Origin of the sequence: Bifidobacterium sp. M3-N-101 (genome assembly GCF_023656805.1) — a bacterium.
Lineage (GTDB): Bacteria > Actinomycetota > Actinomycetes > Actinomycetales > Bifidobacteriaceae > Bifidobacterium > Bifidobacterium breve.
This window is the reverse complement of sequence record NZ_JAMOKQ010000001.1, coordinates 293,870-314,448: the sequence shown is the minus strand read 5'-3', so window position 1 is coordinate 314,448 and position 20,579 is coordinate 293,870. Positions and strand designations below refer to the sequence as shown.

Genomic DNA, 20,579 nt, shown 5'->3' with positions numbered 1-20,579 from the left:
TACTAACGGACGAAAGGCAACACAACAATCCAACCCCGGTTGGAACGCATCGATCCTGCTGCGAACCATCCCCCACGACAATGAGCACGGGATGAACACAAGACGAACCAACGCATCGCGTCCGCCATCCGGTTCCCAGGCCGCCACACGCCGGCAGACCCCAGCGTCTGACCGTATAACAGAAGATTTGCGGCGGCCATGGCCCAGGTGAGACGCCCGGTCCCATTCCGAACCCGGAAGCTAAGGCCTGGCACGGCGATGGTACTGCACCCGACAGGGTGTGGGAGAGTAGCACGCCGCCGCATCCAACTTACAGGAAGCCCCCGACCACACGGCCGGGGGCATTTTTTATCCTCCAACTATACTGATATTCCGTTATGCACTACTTCACCCCGAAACGTTGCGCTACGTCGAACAAGATCATGTATCACGACAAGGCGCAAGCCCAGCGAGCCGCCGATCAAAGTCTGATTGAGCGCGGGGCCGAGCTATGGGTGTACCGCTGCGAATACTGCGGGTGCTGGCATTTGACGCACCGTGATCCGCAAATCCAGCTATCGCCATGTGCCGCTGAACCAGCAGCTTAAGCCGCATAGCCGCAAGAAAGGGTATAAGCCTCGGCGGAAGTAGTTTTCCTTCTCCGGCAGCCGTATGTCATCTCTCTCAAGACGGTGAAGCAACATCGCAGTCCAGTAGTGCTCAATAGCAATTGCCACTCGAACCGAACGACATGTCACGGTCCAGGAACGGGAATCAACATCGCCACCAAGCAGTAATTGCCTCGGTGCCTCACATCACCTTGGTGCTCTCGAGGTTGCGAATAATCCAATCATTGAATCGTATTACCGGCCTGCGCAGCAGTAGGCCAAGTAGAAGCGAAGGCACAAGGAAAAGGGCGAGCTTGCCCATGGAGGCCCAATATTCCATGCCGTATGATCCGGCCATTGCCGAATGCATCGCGTCCACTGCATAGGGGAACAATAGCCATTTCGAGGCCGCCTGGAAGAACGAAGGCAATGTCTCGATGGGGAAGGTGCCGCCGGATCCTGCTACCTGCATCACCAGCAATACCACAGCAATCGCCTTGCCGATATCGCCAAACGATAAAGTAAGGGTGTACACGATATTCGAGAAGACCAATGCGGACAGCCATCCGACCATCAGGAACTGCACGGGATGCTCGCATTGCACGCCGAGATAGAACATGTCACCTAGGCATACGAGTGTGCCCTGCAACAGTGCCAGGAATCCAAATAGCATATATCGGCCGAAGTACTCCTGATACAAGTGCAGGCCAAACTGCCGCGCATTACCGGGCGAATCGGCACGAGGCTTCTTCAACACGTCCAATGCGGCAGCCGGGCCGGCAACCCGTCCGGCAATCATTGCCTCGCGCAAGCCGACCTCCGAGCCAAGAGGCAGGTCATTGCCGAACCCAAGAATCTTGGCCTTCTCATGATCGGAAACAGAGACTTTCATCATGGCAACCAGGATGATTGCGCCTACCCAGATAGACAGAATCGTGTAGAACGGAGCCATCGCGGAACCGTAGTTGGCCACTGGGTACAGCGGTATGCGATCTACCGCCACGGGAGCGGACAAGAGCGAAGCAATGGCATTAGGATCGGCTGTGGTAATCGAATCCAGATCAGTACTGCTGCCGCTGGCGATATCAGAAAGCTGAGCGGATAAATCGTCCAGCTTGCTTGCCGAATGGTTCAGGTTGCCTGCGGCGTCGGTGAGCGTGGTTTGAATGTCTCTCAGGCTGGCCGATATGCCGCCGGACAGGTTGGAGACACTGTTGACAGTGGAAGACAGCCCATCAATAACCGAGCTTGCCTGATCGGCGACGTCACCCATCGATGCGGTCAGATTGTTGAGCTGCGGCTTCAGCGTGCTTTGATAATCGTTCGCGGCCTGTGTAACTGACTGTTTTGCGGCGGCGATCTGTGCCTTGATGTCTTTGAGTGTTTGGTCGGTGTCCGCTGTGCCATCAACCAGGCTCTGTGCGGCACGGCCCAAATCGTCGGCGACATTCTTGAGATCTTGTTGCGTCTGCGTGGCTTGGTCGGCTGCGGCATTGAGCTGCTTGGCAATCGTATCTCCACCGGCGGGCAGTGATGACGACTTGCCGGCAAGTTCGCGCAATGCCGAAGCGTAGGCGCCGAAGCTTGCGGATTGGTCGTTCACTTTGGTTTGCATGTCGGTGAGCGTGCCGGATATTTGGTCGGATTGCGAGCCAATACTGGCAAATGCGGTATCAAGCTGCTTGCTGACCGTATCGTATGAAGCTCCGGCCTGCTGCAGGGCGGTTTCGACGCCACTGGCGGCGCCAGACAATGCGGAATCCAGACTGTTCACTCCGTCGCGGGTTTGCTTCAATGCCTTTTTGGCGGTGTTTGCGGCAGAGCCAGTGGATCCCAGCAATTTGTCGGTCGAATCAATGATGCCGTTGGCCGCCCCTAAGAGGTTGGCATAGGAATCCATTTGTGAAGCCGCGACAGTCAACCTGGAGGACATGGTGGAGATATGGCTGGTGGCATTGTTGACGTACTGCGCCATCTGCGGGCTTTGCGCATAGCTGGACACATTGGAAACCAGATCAAGTGCCACGCTGGCGAGTGTCTTGACGAAGGTCTGGTCAATGGTGGTGGCTACCGTGCTGGCGCCTTGATCGGTGATATGCGGTGCAATTGGGTTGATTTTCTCATTGAGGTAGTATTCGATTTTCGCGTGCTTGATGGTTGGCGAGAACACTGTCATCATGTCGGCGCTAAAACTCTTCGGGATGATGAGGGCGGCGTAGTAGGCGCCGGAATTCACGCCGTCGATGGCTTCGTCCTTGTCCACGAACTGCCAGTCGAGGTCATGATTGGCGCGCAGGGTATTGGTGACGGTCTCGCCAACGTTGATGGTGATTGGCATGAGACCGGACTTATATCCCTTGTCGACGTTCGCCACGGCAACCTTGAGTGCCTTGGTGTTGCCGTATGGATCCCAGCTGGCGGCGATGTTGTACCAGGCATACAGCGCCGGTACGATTACCAGTCCCATGGCCACGATCACCGCGATTACATTGCGCGTGGATTGGCGCACATCGCGTGCGAAGATCTTCCAGATGAGCTTCATCGTGCACCTCCCTGTGCGGGGTTTGTGTCGGTGATGGTGGACTCCGATGATTTCGATGAATCCGATGAATCAGTGGAGCCCGTTCGCTCGAACGGCGTAAGTTGCTCGGTGACCTCTCCGATATCCGGGTCGGTATCCACAGCGGATTCCGCAGATGCTGCCTCATGCCGACCATGGGAGCGGAAGCGGCGCCATACATAGCCGTTGAGCATCACATCGCGGAATTCGTCGGCGTTCATCGCACTGACGCCCAGTTGCATCGCGTAGCTTTCGCGAGTGTATTCGACCACAATCAGGTATGCGTCGATAAGGATGATTGACAGAATCCACGACGTAAGCATCGCGATTTTTTCCTGTGTGACGAACAGCAGTATGAGGAACACGAACGGAAGAATAGTCAGCAGTGCCAAGCCGGCAACAATCATCATTGGGTATCTGGCGAAGAACCGGTGTGCACGGCGGGTGATGATGGCCTTGAGTTCCTTGCTGTCGGAAACCGTGCGGAACACGGATGCGAGGCTGACCTGTTCGTTGACCATGCTGTTGTGCTCGGTGATCATCAGATCAGTGTCTCCCAAGCGGCGGTCGAACAATGCGTTGAGATTCATGGCATAACGGCGCACCACAAGGCCTACGAACAGCGCTGCCGGCAGATACCAGAACAGGTGCAGCATGTCGAGCCAGTAATGGTTGCTGTATGTGCCGGCAATCGGCCCGCGCATCGCGTTGATGCCGTAGGTGAAAGGCAGCCACGGGTGCAGTTTGCGGAAGAAGTCGGGCATCATTTCGATGGGGTAGAGGCCAGAAGCTCCCGGAATCTGCACAATAACCAGAATCACGGCGATGGCTTTACCGATATGGCGGAATGCCACGGCCAGCGCATAGATGATATTGATATAGATGAACGAGCAGAATATGCCGGCCAAGATGAACAGCAATGGGTGCTCGCACTGGATGCCGAGGACCAAATCGCCCACGGTGGCAATGATGGCCTGCAGAAAACCAATGGTGACCAGAAGCATCCATCGGCCGAGGTAGGCCTGCTTGGCGTTGATCCGGCGTATGCTTTCGCGGTCGACCTCAAGCTTATAGATGGCGATGAGCACGAAGCCGCCTACCCAGAGCGCCAGATTCGTGTAGAACGGGGTGACGGCCGAGCCATAGTTATCGATGGCGTACACGACCTTGGTGGTCAGGGTGACGGGCGAACCCATGAATTCGCCGAATCCCTTATCGTCCAAGTGCATCGTGTCCCTGATCTTCTGGTAGACGGCGGAGCTATCAAGCGTGGCAACATCGGTGCGCACGGTGGATACGTCATCGATGATCTGGTTCAAGGAATCCTGCGCGCTGCCTATGGTGGTTCTGGTCTGGGCGATGGTGCTGGACAGCTGGTCGAAGAGGCCATTGGTCTGGTCAAGAGTGCCTGAGAGCGAGGTCAGCGTGCCGCCCAACGTGCCGTTTAGCGCGGCGAAACTGTTCAGCGATGAAGTAAGTGACGGCATCACTGTGCCGGTCAGCGAACTCCGTGCGGTGTTCAACGCCGCAATGCCGCCGGTGGCGGTGCCGCTCATGGCACCGGAAAGATTGGTGGTGGCGCTCTTGCCGGAGTCGATGAAACGGGTGGTGTCTTCGTGAAAGGTGTTGATTTTCGCTTGCTGCGTGCTGATGGCGTCATCGATCGCGTTGATGTGATCCCAGATGCGCTTGCCGGTCGGATCAGTGGTGTCTGCACTGATGCCGGCCTTATTCAATGCGTCTTTCAACGTGTCGAGGGAAGTGGCGGTTTTGTCGAGCGGACTGTTCAGGGCGTTGGTAATAGTGTCGACGGAATTTTGTGCAGTGTTGAAGGATTGATTGATGGTACCGGCTGCATTGTTGACGTTCACCGTCAGTCCGGAAAGTTGTGCGGAGCTGGTGTCCAGTGCGCTTACCAGCGAGGCCGCGAATACTTGCGAGCCGTCCTGTGTCTCGGCCAGCAACGCTCCGGATTGCTGGGAGGCTTGCTGCGCTGCGGTGATGCTGCGCTGCAATGAGGCCGTAGTACTGCGGGCGTCGGCCAGAGCTGTGTCTGACTGATCCAATGTGGTGCGTAGATCCGTGAGCGCGTCCTGCACCGTGGCAATGGTGGAGAGCACACTGCCGAGATCGGCGACCACATTGTTTTGCGTGCTATTGGTGGCTTGGTCGAGGTCGTCTCCCGCTTGAGAGATGGCGGCGGCAACGGTGTTGCTCACCGTGGTTACGAATGTGGAGTTGATTTGCTCGTCAATGGTGGTTGCACCGGTGTCCGTGATTTTCGGGGCAATGGCGTTCTTCTTCTCGTTGACGTAGTACTTGATCTTCGGTTGTTTGGAGGTGCCGGTCAACGAATCGACCAGGCTGGCGCTGAAGTCTTTTGGCAGCACAATCGCCGCGTAGTAGTCGCCGGTTTGCACGCCCTGTACGGCCTGCTCTTCGTTGCTCACAAACCGCCAGCCGAGTTGGTCGTTATGTTTGAGCTCTATGACCACCTGCTTGCCGGCATTGAGATGGCCAACCAGATCATTGGTGGTGCCGCGGTCCTCATTGGCGACGGCGACTTGCAGGTTGCCGGTGGCGGAATAAGGATCCCAGTTGGCAAGGATGTTGAACCATGCATACAGGGAAGGCAGTACTGCGACACCTAATGTTACCACTGCGGCAACGGGATTGCGGAGAATGCGTTTGCAGTCACGCAGAAATACTTGCCATACCGTGCGCATCCAGCCCCCTCTCGGTCTCTTGTCCTCGGCGCTCCAATCCAGCCATAATGCAGTCTATTCCGGCCGCTCGTGATTTATCGGATAAAGCGCAGCTGCAAGGCGAAAAACGGCCACCCAGTGTCCGAATGGCGGATGCATGTTCTGGACACTGGATGGTGCTGGCGCATTACTTATCCAGCTGGAAACCTTGAGCTGCAGCCTTGTCCAGCAGTGTTTTGCCGCTGATGCCCTGACGGCTCACCGAGGCGATTTGATCGCTGAACGCATCCACGGGCCGATCGGTCTGGCGCAAATCGTAATACTGGTGCACCTTGTTGTCGAAGTCAGGCAATTGCTCGAGCATGCCATCGGCGTCGGCAGGATAGGTGTTGTCAAAGAACTGCATGCTGCGCGGCATGCGGAGCTTCAACGTGGGCTCCTGATCAGGCTTGCCGAGAGCCAGACCCAGCACCGGATAGGTGTATTCCGGCAGGTTGAGCAGATCGATCAGAGCGGGGATGTCATTGAGCATCGAGCCGAGAATCACGCCGCCGAGACCTAGCGAGTAGGCCGCGGTCTCCATGGCGTGCAGAGCCAGCACGGCGTCGTTCTGGGCCTGAGTGAAGCGATAGCTGTACTTGAGATGGAATTCGTCAGAGGCCGGGTCAATGCCCTTGCGTTGGGCGATACGCGCGTTGCGATGCTCGTCGATGACGAACACGTACAGCAGCGGGGCTGTGGCGATATACGGCTGGTTGCCGATTTCGGCGAGGCGGGCCTTGATTGCCGGATCACTGACGCGGATGGCGGACCAGTCATTGAGGAACTGGCTGGAAGCGGCGTGCTGTGCGACGGTTTCCAGAGTGGCAGTGGCGTCGTCGTCAATGGGCTCGTCCTTGAACTTGCGGATGGAACGACGATTCAGCAGGGTTTCGATAGTTGCATTGGTAGCCATGACTGTATTGTCGCACGGCTCGCGTGCATAGGGGATGTTGGTTGTCTCACAGTGAAATATACATAGTGAGACGTTGGGGCCAGCGGTTCAGGCGCTTAACGAGAAGCCTTGCGGTGGCGTCGCTCGACAAACGCTTGAGAACCCTGATTAGACAACTGCGAAACTATTGCGCCGAATGCCGCTGAGATGGCGGCAAATGCCAAGCTCATGGCCAGGCCTTGCGGTGCGTCGGCAGCCAGTCCTTTGATCACATTGCGGCGCGCGGCGCCCTTGTCCCAGGCTATCTGAAACAGCTTGCCCGCAACCAGACCAGCCAAGGCCGGCACTGCCGACTTGACGAGCTTGTCGCCCAGAGAGTCGGGGTCGTTGAGACGTTGGTTGCGCAAGTCGTCCACCTTCTGATCGATGCGGTGCAGTCCCTCGACAACGCGATCGGCGTCAGAGGCAATACCGGTGTTCGTTTCATCACTCATGACTATCAGTCTAATCGCAAAAAATGGGATGTTCGGTGGAGTTGCCAAGCTGTGCAGACTAGAGTGGAGGCATGAGCGAACAACACATGGACGGCACTGTGGCTGTTGATGCATCTTGCGGCAAGGCGGGGTTCTTGGTATTGCTGCGACATGGTCAAACTTTTTGGAGTGAATCCGGGCAGCATACCGGGCGAACGAACATCCCTCTGACTGAGGTAGGCAGGCAGCAGGCTATGGATGCGGGGGCGCGATTGCGCGAGGCCTTCCCCGAAGGTTTTGACCCTGAGTGTGTGTTCTCCAGCCCGTTGAAACGCGCATGCCAGACCGCGGAACTCGCAGGTTTTGCACAGCATGGCATACTCGACGGCATCGCCGAGTGGGATTATGGCCGTGCTGAAGGGCGTACCCGTCAACAGGTGAGCGAAGCCAGTGGGTTCTCTTGGGATGTGTGGCGTGACGGTCCGCGCTCGCTAACCCCCACGCTGGAGGGCGATTGGGTGGATACTTTGCCGGATGGTGAGCAGGTCAATGTGCATTCCGGAGCTGGAGAAACACTGGACGAGGTCGCGGCGCGGGCCAGGACTGCCATCGAAGAAGTGACGCCGTTGCTGCAGTCGGGGCGGAACGTGCTATTGGTTGCGCATGCCCATATTCTGCGTATCCTGACCTCGCAATGGCTGAACGTGGATCCGCAATTCGCGCGTCTGCTGCGATTGGATACTGCGCATTACTCGGTGCTGAGCGTGTATAAGGGCGATAACGTCATCGAACGGTGGAATGCCTGAGCTGAGCCGTAGCGGGCAGGCTTGACGTTTTGACGTTTCTTTGGCGCAAATGCAGTGACTGCGTTCTGTTTTGAGCCGTGAGCGGACGGGGCGTGTGCGTCATCACCTCTGCAAACGATAGCTTCGGCGTGCTGCGCAACGGGGTAAATGGCCGCGCATGAGGTATGGATTTTGCATGTTAGCGCTCTCATTGTTGCCAACGCTTGCATTGCTGCCGTCGGCGGAAACCGACTGATTTATCGGGAAATTGGTCAACTGCACATGCTTCTGTAGCACTTTTTGGCGCGCCGATAATGCCATCGTTTGCAAAAAAGCGCGAACCGTTGCACAATAGGTTATGTCGATAGTCGTGAGGGTGCTGTTAACGGCACTCTGGCCGACCGGAGATCGGGCGGGTCGACGATGAAAGAGAAAGGTTCGATGATGAATCGTACAGTGAAGTCAGCGGTCGCAGTGGCGGCCATCGCTGCAATGTCCCTCGGAACCCTTGCCGCTTGTGGAAGCTCCACTTCCGGCGACGACTCCAAGGGCAAGGTCTATTACCTGAACTTTAAGCCGGAGGCGGCTGATCAGTGGGCCGCCTTGGCCAAGGAATACACCAAGGAGAAGGGCGTTGAGGTCAAGGTCCAGACCGCGGCATCCGGCACCTATGAGCAGACCCTGAAGTCTGAGATTGCCAAGACCGAGGCCCCGACCCTGTTCCAGGTGAACGGCCCGGTCGGTTACCAGAACTGGAAGAAGTACACCGCCGACATGTCCAAAACGGATGTGTACAAGGAGCTCACCAACCAGGATGTGGCTCTCAAGGATGGCGACAAGGTTGTCGGTGTGCCGTACGTGATGGAAACCTACGGCCTGATCTACAACAAGGACATCCTCAACAAGTACTTCGCCCTCGACGGAGCCAAGGCCACTTCCATGGACGAAATCGATAATTTCGATACCCTGAAGGCAGTTGCCGACGACATGCAGTCCCGCAAGGACGAGCTCGGCATCAAGGGTGCATTCACCTCCGCCGGCTTTGACTCCAGCTCTGACTGGCGTTTCAAGACCCACTTGGCCAACCTGCCGCTTTACTACGAGTTCAAGGATGACAACGTCACCGAGCAGCCGGCCAAGATCAAGGGCACCTACCTGCCGAACTACAAGAAGATCTTCGACCTGTACATCACTGATTCCACCACTGAGCCCACTCAGCTCAGCGCCAAGACCGGCGATGACGCCAACTCCGAGTTCGCGCTCGGCGAGGCCGCCTTCTACCAGAACGGTACTTGGGCTTGGACCGACCTGCAGAAGGCCGGCATGAAGGCCGAATCCGTGGGTATGATGCCGATTTACATCGGCGTCAAGGGCGAGGAGAAGCAGGGTCTGGCCACCGGTTCCGAGAACTACTGGTGCATCAACGACAAGGCTTCTGATGCCGACAAGAAGGCCACCGAGGACTTCCTGTCCTGGGTGATTACCTCCGACACCGGCAAGAAGGCCCTTTCTCAGGACATGGGCTTCACCACGCCGTTCAAGACCTTCGATGACGTCAAGAGCGACAACCCGCTGACCGAGGCCGCTGTTGAGGATCAGAAGTCCGGTAAAACCCAGGTCTCTTGGAACTTCACCATGATGCCGTCCGAAGAGTGGAAGAACAAGATCGGTCAGGCCCTGCTCGAGTACGCTCAGGGTACCGGCAACTGGGACGCCGTCAAGACCGCCTTTGTGGACGGCTGGGCTTCCGAGTACGAGGCGTCCCACTGATTCCAGTCGGCATCAGTGATCAACCTCGATAACTGAATCTGCGGCGCCCTACCCAATTTCCTTCTCCGGGGCGCCGCGCTTACCTCCCTACTCCACCTTGTGTGTCTCCTTTCCTATATCACTGAAGGCCACCGTCCGTTTGGGCGGTGGCCTTCCGTGTTGCCTGGCGTTTGGTTGCTGGCCGGCTGTTGTACTAGCGGGTTCTGGTTAGCGGATCTTGGCGGTAGAGGAACGAACCGCAAGGTGAGCTGGCGCCACGACGTACGGTTCGTCGACGGGCTTTTCCTCGATGAGGTCGAGCGTCATGTGCGCGGCTTTGCGGGCCATGCCTACTGGATCCTGGCGAATCGTGGTCAGGCCGATGTCGTCGGTGTAGAAGCTGTCGTCATAGCCGATAAGCGATACATCGCCCGGCACGGAGAGACCGTTGCGCTCCAGCTGGAACATGAGCGGCAGAGCAATGCCGTCTTCCTGGCAGGCGATGGCAGTGGGCAGCTTAGGCAGACTCATCAGTTGGGTGACCACATCGCTGATTTGGTAACGGCCGGCATCATCCACCTTGCAGACGATGACCTGCGGTTCGATACCCTCGTTGCGGCAGCATTCCGTGAAGGCGCCGAATCGGTTTTGCACGGAGAAGTTGAGCGGCACATCGCGGTCGGTGCTGATATATGCAATATCGCGGTGGCCAAGGTTGATCAGATGGCGAGCCGCTAGCGTGGAGCCCTGTACGTCGTTGATGTTGACGGCGGCGGTGAACCCACGCACTTCAGGATCGACCGAGTTGATGCCGATGATCGGCACATCCGCCGAGGCCAGCTGAGTGATTTCGTTATTGTCGATGTCGAAAGACACCACGATAACGGCATCCGCGTTGCGGCGTACTGGCAGCATTTCAAAGAATTCGCGGCGTTCCTCGATGCTGGAGATTTGGAATACCGAAATATCGTATCCCGCAGCATGCAGCACTTCGTTGAGCCCCTCAATTACTGAAGCGGTGAACCATAGGCGAATGTGACCACTCATCAGTACCGCGATGCGCAGTGATCGGCCTGATTTCAAGGCCGCTGCCGAACGGGACAGGGAAAAATTGAGTTCGTCGGCGATGGCAAGCACGCGCTCGCGGGTTTTAGTCGAGACCAGATCCGGTCTGGTGAACGAGCGTGACACAGTGGAAATGGATACGCCGGCCTTCTGGGCGACATCTTGGATACTTGTGGTCATAACAGCCCCTTTGCCTTGCAAAACGCGAAGCGGACACAACTGGCTCCAGTGTACATGGTGATTGGGCAATTTGCACAATGACAACGATTGTATTACAAACGTTTGCAGATAGTATATTATTATGCAGAAACGTTGGAATTTAGCTATTTTGTGAAGTGAAAGATAATTGCTCTGATGGGATGTAGTTGCATGTAGAAACGCTGTAAATGACAACGTTTGACATATGGTTGTCGAGTGTTTACCATGAAGCTTAGGCTTGATTGGCGGGATTCGCGAACGTGTGTTCTGCTTGACGGGCTGGAATTGAGTTGAACTCCGCGCTCGGCGCACGATGCAGTGCAGTGTTGCGGACTCAAGGAGGAGGAAAGTCATGATCAGCATGGCGGGCAAGGCAATACGCCGGTGGTGGGCGCTGTTTGCGCTACCCACGTTTGCCGCATTCATCATCGGGTTTTTGGTGCCCTTCATCATGGGCGTCTACTTGAGCTTCTGCGAATTCACCACCGTCACCGATGGCGAATGGATAGGGCTCAAGAACTACACCAAGGCGCTGAAGGACAAGGAATTCCTGCACGCATTGGGTTTCTCCACTGCATTCACCATCGTGACCACCATCGTGATCAACGTGATCGCTTTCGCCATCGCCTATATGCTGACCAAGGCGATCAAGGGCTCCACGCTGTTCCGCTCGGTGTTCTTTATGCCGAACCTGATCGGCGGCATTATCTTGGGCTACATCTGGCTGCTGCTGCTGAACGGTGTGCTGGCCCACTGGGGCCGCGCCTTGACCTATAAGGCATCCTACGGATTCTGGGGTTTGGTCATTCTGGTGTGCTGGCAGCAAATCGGTTACATGATGATCATCTATATCGCCGGCTTGCAGGCGCTGCCCACCGATGTGCTGGAGGCGGCGGCCGTGGATGGTGCCAATGGACGGCAGACCATGTTCCGTATCATCATTCCGTTGATGATGCCGTCTATCACGGTCTGCTCCTTCCTGACCGTGACCAACGGTTTCAAGCTGTACGATCAGAACCTCGCATTGACTAATGGTGCGCCGAGCAATATGTCTGAAGGCCTGGCGCTGAACATCACCCGCACCTTCTACGGCCGTATGGGCTGGGAGGGCGTCGGCCAGGCGAAGGCCGTGCTGTTCTTCATTCTGGTTGCGGTAATCGCCCTTATTCAGAACAAGCTCACCACGAGCAAGGAGGTGGCAGCCTGATGAACGAGAACAAGCCTGTGAAGCACGGCGCGTTGTGGACTGTCCTGTTCGCCGTCGTCTCTCTATTCTGGATCTTCCCGATTGTTCTGGTGTTGATCAACTCCTTCAAGCAAAAGGCATACATCTCCAAGAATGCGTTCTCTTTGCCGGCGGGCAAGGCGTTCGTGGGATTCGAAAACTATGTGCGCGGTGTTGAGACTACGCAGTTCTTCGCCTCGTTCGGTTGGACGCTGCTGATCACGGTTGGCTCGGTAATCCTGATTCTGGTGTGTACTTCGATGTGCGCGTGGTGGATCGTGCGCGTGAACAACTGGGCGGCCAAGCTTCTCTACACTCTATTCCTGTTCAACATGATTGTGCCGTTCCAGATGGTGATGTTCACCCTCTCCAAGATTGCTGACATGCTGAAGCTCAATACCCCATGGGGTCTGTGCATTGTGTACCTCGGATTCGGCGCCGGTCTGGCCGTGTTCATCTTCACCGGTGTGATCAAGGGCATTCCGGCCGAGCTTGAGGAATCCGCCATGATTGATGGCGCTTCCGTTCCGCGTATCTTCTTCCAGATTGTGGTGCCGATTATGAAGCCGTCGATTGTTTCGGTGGCCATCCTCGAAGCCATGTGGATCTGGAACGACTACCTGCTGCCATACCTGACGCTCGACCTAGGTAAGTACAAGACCATTTCGGTGGCTGTGCAGTATCTCAAGGGCGGTTACGGTTCTGTGGATATGGGAGCCATGATGGCCTGCCTGGTTCTGGCAATCATCCCCATCATCGTCTTCTACCTGGTATGCCAGAAGTATATTGTGAGTGGAGTTATGGCGGGCGCAGTGAAAGGCTGAATCCCAACAATCTGGCTCCCCTCTTTGAGGGGAGCTGCCATCGTAGATGACTGAGGGGAGCCTTGATGAAGCGCAGGTTACTCCCCTCAGTTGGCTTCCGCCGACAGCTCCCCTCAGGGAGGGGAGCCGAGCGGTACAAGGAGTGAACTGATGAACTGGCTGGCACCGGATTCGAAATTCATGCGCGCGTGGAGCAATCTCATCGATGGCGTATGGGTCAATATTCTGATGCTGGTCACATCCATTCCGATTATCACCATCGGTGCGGCTCTGACTGCCAGCCATGATGCTTGCCGTCGCTCCATCGAGGGAGAGGGCAAAGGCGTCACAGCCAACTACTTTCGCTCATTCAAGGCTAATTTCGTCAAGGCCACATTGCTGTGGCTGCCGTTCCTGGTGGTGCTGATCGCTTTGGCCTGGTCGTGGATTGTGCTGCAATTCACCCCGCTGCTCATCATCAAGTTCGCGCTTACCATCATCTGGCTCATCGGCTTTGAGTGGGTATTCGCGTTGCAGGCCCGGTTTGAGAACACCGTGGCCGGTACCCTGAAGAACGCCTTTATTCTCGGTATTTCCCATATCGCGATGACCGCGGCGCTTGTCGTCGTGGACGCTGTGTTCGTGGCGTTGCTGGTGGGCAGTTGGTTCTATATGCCCGGAGGCTTGTTCCTGTTGGTGATCCTCGGCTACGGCACCATGCTGATGCTCCACATCCCCGTTACCGAGCGCGTCTTCAAGCCGTATCTTCAACAATAAGAAAAGGCCGCTGCGGAGGAACAGCGGCCTTTTCTTATTGCCATCGGGCGATTATTTCTTTGCCTGAGTGATTTGGTATGCCACGAAGAGGATGGCCAGCCAGATTACGCCGGCGATAACAGCGATGCGGTAGCTGGCGGAGAAGCACATCAACACCACAACCAGTGCCAGGAATACCAGCACCACCCATGGGGTCACCTTGGCGAACGGCAGCTTGAAGTGAATCGCGTCGAGCGCCTCCTGCCCGGACTTGCCGGCCAGGTCGGAGTCTTCCGGAGCGCCACCGGCTTCCACCACCTTGCGGAACTTCATCTCGGTGAACATAATCATCGTCCAATTGATAATGCCGGCGATGGTGGCAATCGACATCAGATAGTTGAACGCGAACTCAGGCCACACGAACACCACGACCACGGCGATGGCGGTAATCACGGCGGAGGTCAGCACGCCGGCCACCGGCACGCCCTTGGAGTTGAGCTTGCCGAGGTATGCGGGGGCGTTACCCTGCTTGGCCAGCGAGTACAGCATGCGTGAGTTGGCGTACAGGCCGGAGTTGTAGACGCTCATCACGGCGGTCAGGCACACGAAGTTGAGGATTCCGGCGGCTGCGTGGATGCCCACGGAGTCGAAGATCTGCACGAACGGGCTGGACTTGCCATCGATGGTGTTCCACGGCACCACGGCCATAATCACACCCAAAGCGCCGATGTAGAACACGAGGATTCGCCAGATGATGTCGTTGGTGGCACGCGGAATCGTGGTCTTCGGATCTTCGGTTTCGCCGGCGGTGATGCCGATGAGTTCGGTGCCGCCGAAGCTGAACATCACCACGACCAGTGCCATCAGCAGGCCGGTCCACCCATTATCAGTGTGGCCCATGAGTCCGTTCGGGAAGAAACCACCGCCCACGGTGAACCAGTTGGCGAAGCTTGCCTTGATGCCGGAGGCGGTAGGCAGGGCAAAGATGATGACTGCGAGGCCACCGATAATCATGGCGATTACGGCCACGATCTTGATAATGGCAAACCAGAACTCGAACTCACCGAACTTGGAAACACCGAGCAGATTTGCAGCGGTGATGAGCACCAGGAACACGGCTGCGGAGACCCACGTCGGGATTGCCGGGAACCAGTAGTTCACAAAGCTGCCAACTACGGCCAGTTCCACCATTGAAACGAGAATGTAGTTGAACCAGTAGTTCCAGCCGGAGATGAAGCCGGCGCGCTTGGACCAGTAGCGGGTGGCGTAGTAGCTGAATGCGCCCGCCTTAGGGTCCTCGACGGACATTTCGCTCAGTGCACGCACAATCATGAAGATTGCGAAGCCGCCGATGAGGTAGGCCAGCAGAATCGATGGGCCGGCTAGGGCGATGGATTCGCTGGAACCGTAAAACAGGCCGGTGCCGATGGCGCCGCCGAGGGCGATTAGCTGGATATGGCGATTTTTCAATGATTTGCGTAGGGTCGCGGGTACCGGCACATCGTCGGTTTCGCGCGGCTTCTTAGGCGCGTCAGTAGTGCTCATGTTGTTCTTCTCTCGTAAGCCGCGGGCGGCGGTGTAGTCCGTCAGCGATTATGCTCAACGATGGTATTGTATGCCGATTGGTTCCACAAGACCGTGCGAAGACCATGCTGAGTTGGCATCAGCGGGGCGATTCTTCGGTTGGTTGGGAGATTTGCCCCGTTGAGGGTCCGTGGGCGGGGTGGTTCTTCGTTTGGTTGGGAGATTTGCCCCGTTGAGGGTCCGTGGACGGGGTGGTTCTTCGTTTGGTTGGGAGATTTGCCCCGTTGAGGGTCCGTGGACGGGGTGGTTCTTCGATTGGGTGGGGGATTTGCTTCGCTGACGGGCTCTCAGTGGGGCAAAACCGCGATTTGTTCGAACATTTGCTTCGCTGAGGGGCCGTGAACGGGATGTTTTTTCGGTTGAGTGGGTGGGTGCTTCGCTGAGGGAGCATTGCGCAGCTTTGGGCAGTTACGTAGTGGGAGTGGGGGCTCTTACTCCCATTGGATTCTGCGAGTGGCTAAAAGCATTGTTTTACAATGGATACTACGACGGGATTTTGGTGGCTGCGATTGCAGGCCATCCGCGGCGAAATCGCTGGAGGTGCTCGATGGCGTATATCGAATTTGACAAGGTGGTCAAGGAATACCCGTCTGGCGGCACGTCGATTCGCGCGCTTGATGAGGCAAGTTTCACCGCCGATCAGGGCGAGCTGACAGTGATTCTTGGGCAATCCGGTGCCGGTAAAACCACGGCATTGAATATTTTGGGCGGTATGGATACTGCGACTTCCGGCCGTGTGGTGGTTGGCGAGCGTGATATCACGGGCTTGCGGAAGCGAGACTTGATTACGTATCGCCGCAACGACGTCGGCTTTGTATTCCAGTTCTATAACTTGGTGCCAAATCTCACCGCCCTGGAGAACGTGGAACTCGCCTCGCAGATTTGTCCCGACCATTTCGACCCGGCTGAAACGCTGCGCAAAGTCGGACTGGGGGAGCGCATGAATAACTTCCCGGGCCAGCTGTCCGGCGGCGAGCAGCAGCGCGTCTCCATCGCCCGCGCAATCGCCAAGAAGCCGAAGCTGCTGTTGTGCGATGAGCCGACCGGCGCCCTTGATTACGAGACCGGCAAGGAAGTGTTGCAGCTGTTGCAGGATATCTGCCGCGACGAGGGAATGACCGTGATGATCATCACCCATAATTCCGCGCTCGCGCCGATGGCTCACAAGGTGATTCACTTCCGTTCCGGAACCGTGACCAGCGAGGAAATCAATACTGCGCCGCAGCCCATCGCAGACATCGAGTGGTAGGCGGTTCTTATGGCAACGGCAAGGCATTCTCATACCGGCTTCCCGGGTGGCCGACCTGTGAAACATCTCGTGAAACCGAGAAGCCAATCTGTGAAACGTCCCGTGAAACAATCTGAATCCGATGATCGCGGATCCAGCGTCTCCGCCGTGTTTGTCAAAGATGCCTTGCGTTGTTGGCTGCGCAGCTGGAAACGATTCGTGTCTATCGCCGTCATCACCCTACTCGGTGTGGCCGTGCTGACCGGCATCTACGCCGGTTGCCGTGATGCCTTTCTGGCTGCAAGCCGCTTTTACGATCAGCAAGGACTGCACGACTTGCAGGTGCTATCCACCTACGGTTTGACCGGTGACGATGCGGCGGCGTTGCGTCGCGTCGAAGGTGTGGAAACCGTGCAGCCGGAGCGCTCGCAGACGGTGACCGCTACGGTGAAAGGCACGAAGAAGACCGTCACCATGCAGGAAATCGGCACCGAAGGTTTGGACCAGCCGTATCTGCAGCAAGGGGATATGCCGAGCAAGGCCGGCGAAGTGGCGGTTACGCAGCAATTCCTCAACGACAGCGGGCTTGAGATTGGCGATGACCTCACTGTGACGCCGCGGTCCGCATCCTCAACCGTTCTGGTGGGCGCAGAGGATAAGAGCAACAGCGGCTCCGGTAAAAGCTCTGATGGAGATACGGACACCGTGGGTGCTGCGGAAGACGCCACCACGAGCAACAACGAAAAAGAGCAGTCCCCGCAGTTCCCCACCGAACTCACCATTACCGCAGTAGTGCTTGACCCAAGCGACCTCAACAATCCAGCCGGCTATTCCGGCATGACCGCGTTCCGGTCCACCTCGTCCGAGGATTACGTGTTCTTTGCGCCCAGCGATGGCGTGACCGGCAACGTATACACCGCAATATCCATTGCGGTCGCAGGCGCGTCCCAATATGATACGTTCTCCGATGACTACGATGCCGCAATCAAAACCGTGGCCGACCGCATCGAGAGTCAGATACAAACCCAGCGGCAGAAAGCCCGCCGCCAACAAATCGTCACAAGCGCCCAGAATACGCTCGATGCAGCCAAGGCCGATGCGCTCAAGCAGCTTGACGAAGGCCAGCAGCAGATCGACGGTAATCGTGCTGAGCTGAAGGCCAACGAGACGAAGCTCGCAGAGAGCCGAACGCAACTCGAACAGAACAAAGCCTCCATCACTGACGGCGAGCGGCAAATAGCCGAGGGCCGCGCGCAAATAGCTTCCGCGCGTCAGCAGATTGCACAAGGCCGTCAGCAGATAGCCGGTGCCCGCGCGCAGCTCGAGTCCGGCAAAGCCCAACTCGCCAGCGCCAGGCAACAACTCGATGCCGCGCAGGCTGAGCTGACCGCCAACCGGAGCAAGGTCGAACAAGGCATTGCGCAAATCGACCAAGGTGTGGCACAACTTGACCAGATGCTGCAGCTTATCCAGCAAGCCGATGATCTGCTATCCCAGCTCGATCCGAATATCGATGTCGATTCATCCACATGGCAGACTGTGAAACAGCTGCTCGCCAGTCTGGGAATCACTGTGCCCGACGTGCCGTCCATCAGTGCGCTGAGACAACAGTTAGATGCCAAACGGAATGAACTGCAATCGCAGCGCAGCGACGCGATCAAGCAAAAAACCGAACTGCAGCAAACCTTGGATGGCACGATTGCCCCCGCGCAGAACACCTTGGACCAGCAGAATGCGCAGTTAACGGCCAAAGAACAGGAAGCTGCAGCCGGAGAAGCGGAGCTCAACGCCAAGTTAACCGAGCTCGAATCGAATGCCGCACAACTGGAAACGCGGTCGGCGCAGCTTGAAGCGCAGGCCGCGCAACTGGCCGGCGGCAAACAGCAGCTTGAAGAGGGTGAAAAGCAGCTGAAAGACGGAGAACAGCAGCTTGAGGACGGCAAACAGCAGCTGGAGGATGCCCAACAAGAGCTGGATGAGAAACGCAGCGAGGCGGAGAGCGAGTTCGCCAAACAGCAGCGCTGTATCGACGACGTGGCCAACGCGCGCTGGTACGTGCAGACGCGTTCCTCAATCGATGGATTCAGTTCGCTCAAGTCAGACGTCAGCTCCATCGAGTCCATAGGCCGCGCATTCCCGGTGGTGTTCTTGCTGGTCGCCGTGCTGATGAGCTTGACCACCATGACCCGCATGGTCGAAGAAGATCGCGGACTTATCGGCACGTATCTGGGTCTTGGCTATGGCGGCATGGTCGTTTCTCTGCGATACTTGCTGTTCGCGTTGCTCGCTTGCCTAGTCGGTGGTGGCATAGGCCTGCTGGTCGGGTTCCTTGGTATCCCGGCATTCCTACTGATTGTGATTAAAGGGCTGTATATATTGCCGGACGTGCGGCTTGAATACGACTGGGGGTACGGCACCGCCGGCATCCTATTGTTCGTGGTTGGTGTGGGTGTGGCCACCGCACTTGCCTGTCGTAGCGAAATTCGGCACACACCTGCCGCGCTGATGCGACCGAAAGCGCCAAAGGCCGGCGCCCGTATTCTGCTGGAACGTATCAGGCCGGTATGGAACAGGCTGAGCTTCTTGGGCAAGGTCACCGCACGCAATATCTTCCGGTTCAAGTCGCGCCTGTTGATGACCGTGGGTGGTGTGGCCGGCTGCACTGCACTGATTATCTGCGGATTTGCGATTAACGACACCGTGGACACCATCGGCGTCAAACAGTATGGGCAGATCTATCAATACGACTTGATGGTGGTGTCGAATGACGATGATGCGGCCGCGATGCGCAAGCAGGTCAAAAAGGATGGGCGGACCACCGAAACGTTGAACTTGCGCGTGGATAGTGCGGAGATGAGCAATGCTGCTCAGGAAAGCGAAACCATCCAGTTGATGGCGGTACCCAATAATTCGCTGAACAAATTGAACGATATGGTCACCTTGGAAGAGGCCGGCGATGAGGGGTGGTTTGGACTGCCTAACTTCTTCGGCGCATCAGGTGGCGGCACTGTGACGCTGGATGACAGTGGTGTGATTGTGGCGCAATCCGCTGCCAATTCGTTGGGCGTGCACACTGGCGATACCGTTACCGTGAGCAACGGCGGTAGCAGCCGCGCTAAGATAAAGGTCGCCGCGGTGGTGCGCAACCTCATCGGATCCGATGTGTACATCAGTGAGCGGCTGTACGACCAGAAATTTGCGGCACATGACATTGACTCATCTGCCTCGGATGGTGAGTCTTCCACTCTGACTTGGAACGCGATGCTTGCCAAACTGAAGGGTCCCGATGGGGAACAGGCCGAGTATGCGGATCGGCTGGGTGAGGAATCGTCGGTGGTGAAGGCCGTGAGTTGTGCGCATCTGGAGGCTACGTTCAAATTCGATTTGATGGCCGCCGTGGTGGCGCTGATTGTGGGGCTTGCCGGCGGATTGGCGTTGGTGGTGCTGTTTACGCTGGCCAACACGAACGTATCCGAGCGCGTACGCGAGATGGCCACGCTTAAGGTGCTGGGCTTCTATGACCGTGAAGTGCACAACTACGTGAATCGCGAGATGATGATTCTGACCGGCATGGGAGTGGTGGTCGGATTGCCGCTCGGTCGCTGGATTGGCGGGCTTCTGACGGCTGCACTGAATATGCCGTCACTGTACTTTGAAGTGGAAGTGCATTGGTACAGCTATGCGATTGCTGTGGCGGCCACGTTGGCATTCGCGCTGCTGGTGCAGCTGTTCACCAACCCAGTGCTTGACCGAATTGAGCCGGTCAGTTCGCTCAAGTCCGTGGAATGACCTTGCTTGAGCCCCCTCTGATGAGGGGCTGTCAGCGAAGCTGACTGGGGGAGAGAAGACAAGATGGAGAAAGTTCAATTTCTTGGCGATGAATTGAACTTTTTGGCCTAATGTTCGCGGTATCATCACGTGCGTTCG

General features: G+C 57.0%; 13 protein-coding genes, 1 rRNA gene and 1 pseudogene. 9 read left to right on the top strand and 6 right to left on the bottom strand.

All coding sequences use genetic code 11. From position 1 onward, the window contains the following. Window positions 1-188: 188 nt before the first annotated feature. Together rrf and NBH12_RS01375 are read left to right on the top strand one after the other, a co-directional pair. Window positions 189-305: ribosomal RNA gene (rrf, locus tag NBH12_RS01380) — 5S ribosomal RNA — on the top strand. A 72-nt stretch (window positions 306-377) separates the two neighbouring features. Continuing rightward, window positions 378-630, top strand: a pseudogene (locus NBH12_RS01375) (hypothetical protein). Window positions 631-789: 159 nt separating this feature from the next. Here NBH12_RS01375 and NBH12_RS01370 read toward each other — a convergent pair. The 4 genes from NBH12_RS01370 to NBH12_RS01355 all read right to left on the bottom strand — a co-directional run bounded on the left by NBH12_RS01370 (window position 790) and on the right by NBH12_RS01355 (window position 7,280). Then, window positions 790-3,129: a YhgE/Pip domain-containing protein gene (locus NBH12_RS01370; protein ID WP_250819082.1), complete on the bottom strand. Its 2,340-nt coding sequence runs from the start codon at window positions 3,127-3,129 to the stop codon at window positions 790-792. Next, window positions 3,126-5,873 carry a YhgE/Pip domain-containing protein gene (locus tag NBH12_RS01365; RefSeq protein WP_077420399.1) on the bottom strand — a complete coding sequence of 916 codons (2,748 nt, stop codon included), beginning with the start codon at window positions 5,871-5,873 and terminating at the stop codon, window positions 3,126-3,128. Before NBH12_RS01365 ends, NBH12_RS01370 begins: the two co-directional genes overlap by 4 nt. 166 nt (window positions 5,874-6,039) lie before the next feature. Then, a complete protein-coding gene (locus NBH12_RS01360; protein ID WP_250819081.1) occupies window positions 6,040-6,807 on the bottom strand; it encodes a nitroreductase family protein in 768 nt (255 codons plus the stop codon). 95 nt (window positions 6,808-6,902) lie between these two features. Next, window positions 6,903-7,280 carry a DUF4235 domain-containing protein gene (locus tag NBH12_RS01355; protein ID WP_014484412.1) on the bottom strand — a complete coding sequence of 126 codons (378 nt, stop codon included), beginning with the start codon at window positions 7,278-7,280 and terminating at the stop codon, window positions 6,903-6,905. Window positions 7,281-7,351: 71 nt separating this feature from the next. Between NBH12_RS01355 and NBH12_RS01350 the strand changes: the two genes are divergently transcribed. Next, entirely contained in the window at window positions 7,352-8,065 is a 714-nt protein-coding gene (locus NBH12_RS01350) for a histidine phosphatase family protein (protein WP_003829591.1), read from the top strand. 402 nt (window positions 8,066-8,467) lie between these two features. Then, the gene (locus NBH12_RS01345; protein WP_025222267.1) at window positions 8,468-9,814 is read left to right on the top strand and encodes an ABC transporter substrate-binding protein; all 1,347 of its coding nucleotides are present in this window, start codon (window positions 8,468-8,470) and stop codon (window positions 9,812-9,814) included. A 207-nt stretch (window positions 9,815-10,021) separates the two neighbouring features. On the opposite strand, the gene NBH12_RS01340 is transcribed toward NBH12_RS01345, so the two are convergent. Continuing rightward, window positions 10,022-11,038: a LacI family DNA-binding transcriptional regulator gene (locus NBH12_RS01340; protein ID WP_250819080.1), complete on the bottom strand. Its 1,017-nt coding sequence runs from the start codon at window positions 11,036-11,038 to the stop codon at window positions 10,022-10,024. 370 nt (window positions 11,039-11,408) lie between these two features. On the opposite strand from NBH12_RS01340, the gene NBH12_RS01335 reads away from it, so the two are divergent. From NBH12_RS01335 to NBH12_RS01325, 3 genes are all read left to right on the top strand, one after another. Further along, window positions 11,409-12,263, top strand: a complete 855-nt coding sequence (locus tag NBH12_RS01335; protein WP_014484409.1) for a carbohydrate ABC transporter permease — start codon at window positions 11,409-11,411, stop codon at window positions 12,261-12,263. Continuing rightward, entirely contained in the window at window positions 12,263-13,105 is an 843-nt protein-coding gene (locus NBH12_RS01330) for a carbohydrate ABC transporter permease (protein ID WP_003829602.1), read from the top strand. The genes NBH12_RS01335 and NBH12_RS01330 overlap by 1 nt, the downstream gene beginning before the upstream one ends. Before the next feature lie 150 nt (window positions 13,106-13,255). Beyond that, on the top strand, window positions 13,256-13,861 hold the full coding sequence (locus NBH12_RS01325) for a YesL family protein (protein WP_250819079.1): 606 nt from the start codon (window positions 13,256-13,258) through the stop codon (window positions 13,859-13,861). A gap of 51 nt (window positions 13,862-13,912) precedes the next feature. On the opposite strand, the gene NBH12_RS01320 is transcribed toward NBH12_RS01325, so the two are convergent. After that, entirely contained in the window at window positions 13,913-15,385 is a 1,473-nt protein-coding gene (locus tag NBH12_RS01320; protein WP_065457035.1) for an amino acid permease, read from the bottom strand. Between the two features lie 586 nt (window positions 15,386-15,971). Here NBH12_RS01320 and NBH12_RS01315 point away from each other — a divergent pair. Together NBH12_RS01315 and NBH12_RS01310 are read left to right on the top strand one after the other, a co-directional pair. Next, window positions 15,972-16,673 carry an ABC transporter ATP-binding protein gene (locus NBH12_RS01315; RefSeq protein ID WP_003829607.1) on the top strand — a complete coding sequence of 234 codons (702 nt, stop codon included), beginning with the start codon at window positions 15,972-15,974 and terminating at the stop codon, window positions 16,671-16,673. A 102-nt stretch (window positions 16,674-16,775) separates the two neighbouring features. Then, window positions 16,776-20,441 carry an ABC transporter permease gene (locus NBH12_RS01310; protein WP_502801741.1) on the top strand — a complete coding sequence of 1,222 codons (3,666 nt, stop codon included), beginning with the start codon at window positions 16,776-16,778 and terminating at the stop codon, window positions 20,439-20,441. The last annotated feature ends 138 nt before the right edge of the window (window positions 20,442-20,579 follow it).

Coding starts and splice junctions, on each gene's coding strand:
- NBH12_RS01325 (WP_250819079.1), top strand. CDS start 13,256: ATGAACTGGCTGGCACCGGATTCGAAATTCATGCGCGCGTGGAGCAAT.
- NBH12_RS01340 (WP_250819080.1), bottom strand. CDS start 11,038: ATGACCACAAGTATCCAAGATGTCGCCCAGAAGGCCGGCGTATCCATT.
- NBH12_RS01320 (WP_065457035.1), bottom strand. CDS start 15,385: ATGAGCACTACTGACGCGCCTAAGAAGCCGCGCGAAACCGACGATGTG.
- NBH12_RS01345 (WP_025222267.1), top strand. CDS start 8,468: ATGAAAGAGAAAGGTTCGATGATGAATCGTACAGTGAAGTCAGCGGTC.
- NBH12_RS01350 (WP_003829591.1), top strand. CDS start 7,352: ATGAGCGAACAACACATGGACGGCACTGTGGCTGTTGATGCATCTTGC.
- NBH12_RS01315 (WP_003829607.1), top strand. CDS start 15,972: ATGGCGTATATCGAATTTGACAAGGTGGTCAAGGAATACCCGTCTGGC.
- NBH12_RS01370 (WP_250819082.1), bottom strand. CDS start 3,129: ATGAAGCTCATCTGGAAGATCTTCGCACGCGATGTGCGCCAATCCACG.
- NBH12_RS01365 (WP_077420399.1), bottom strand. CDS start 5,873: ATGCGCACGGTATGGCAAGTATTTCTGCGTGACTGCAAACGCATTCTC.
- NBH12_RS01360 (WP_250819081.1), bottom strand. CDS start 6,807: ATGGCTACCAATGCAACTATCGAAACCCTGCTGAATCGTCGTTCCATC.
- NBH12_RS01335 (WP_014484409.1), top strand. CDS start 11,409: ATGATCAGCATGGCGGGCAAGGCAATACGCCGGTGGTGGGCGCTGTTT.
- NBH12_RS01355 (WP_014484412.1), bottom strand. CDS start 7,280: ATGAGTGATGAAACGAACACCGGTATTGCCTCTGACGCCGATCGCGTT.
- NBH12_RS01330 (WP_003829602.1), top strand. CDS start 12,263: ATGAACGAGAACAAGCCTGTGAAGCACGGCGCGTTGTGGACTGTCCTG.